The sequence below is a fragment of the Amycolatopsis sp. SID8362 genome (assembly GCF_010550475.1).
Classification (GTDB): domain Bacteria; phylum Actinomycetota; class Actinomycetes; order Mycobacteriales; family Pseudonocardiaceae; genus Amycolatopsis; species Amycolatopsis eburnea.
Genome location: NZ_JAAGNB010001697.1, coordinates 1 through 938 on the forward strand (window position 1 = coordinate 1; position 938 = coordinate 938).

A 938-nucleotide genomic window follows, 5' to 3' on the forward strand; every position below is an offset into this window, starting at 1 on the left:
GTCAAGCCCGCTGCGGCCGCGTCGGTGGCGGCGGTGCTGTGCACAGCGCTGGCCGCGGTGGCCCCGATGCTGTCCCTGCGCCTGGCGAGGTTGCCGCTGCCCCGCGTCCCGGACGACATGGCGGCGTTCCGCGCGGACGAACAGCCGTCGCTCGGCACCGAGATGATCGGCCGGACGTCCCACGCCCAAGCCGTGCTGACCGGCCTGCTCGTCGCGCTCGGCCTGGTGGTGCTGGCTTCTTCGATCGTGCTGTCTTCGGCCGGGCCGTGGGAAGCGGGACTGGCCGCGGTGCTGGGCGTGGCGTGGATCCTGCGCTCGCGCTCGTACGCGGGCCGCGCGCAGCGGCTGGTGCTGGTCGGGTTCGGCATCCTGAGCCTGGTGTGCGCCGGCGCGTGGCTGGTGGCGTCGGGCAACCGCACGGTGCTGTTCGCGGCGGGCTGCGCGGTCGTCCTGGCGGCGGCGCTGTGCCTGGTCTACGCGACGCGGGTGGCGCGCGGGCTGCGGTCGCCGTACTGGTCGCGGCTGCTGGACGTGTCCGAGTTCCTGGTGCTGCTGTCGCTGGTCCCGTTCGTGGGCATGATCGCGGGCGTCTACGAGGCCGTCCGCGGCTGAAAAGCCGTGAAGGCCTCCTTACCGGCTCTTACGGCCGGTAAGGAGGCCTTCACGGCTTTTAGTCGTCCAGGGCCAGCGGGAGGGTCCGGCGGACGCCGCGGCCGTGGCGGCCGTGCAGCGGGACCGCGGCGGGGGGAGCGGGGACCGGGGCACCCGGCCGCGCTCCCACCCGGATCGTCACTTCCGCCTTCTCCTTGCCACCGGCGGTCCGCGTCAGCGTGTACGACGTCGCCGTGAACGCCGCGCCCGGCACCGCCGCGTCCAGCGCCCGAGAGGACCGCGGCGCGAAGCACATCTGCGGGGCACCGCCACCCCACGTCCAGGAC

General features: G+C 74.4%; 2 pseudogenes. One reads left to right on the forward strand and one right to left on the reverse strand.

What is annotated here, in order from left to right:
- Window positions 1-612, forward strand: a pseudogene (locus G3I65_RS52015) (type VII secretion integral membrane protein EccD); the annotation flags it as partial.
- Between the two features lie 58 nt (window positions 613-670).
- Here G3I65_RS52015 and G3I65_RS52020 read toward each other — a convergent pair.
- Window positions 671-938 (reverse strand): annotated as a pseudogene (locus G3I65_RS52020) (type VII secretion protein EccE); the annotation flags it as partial.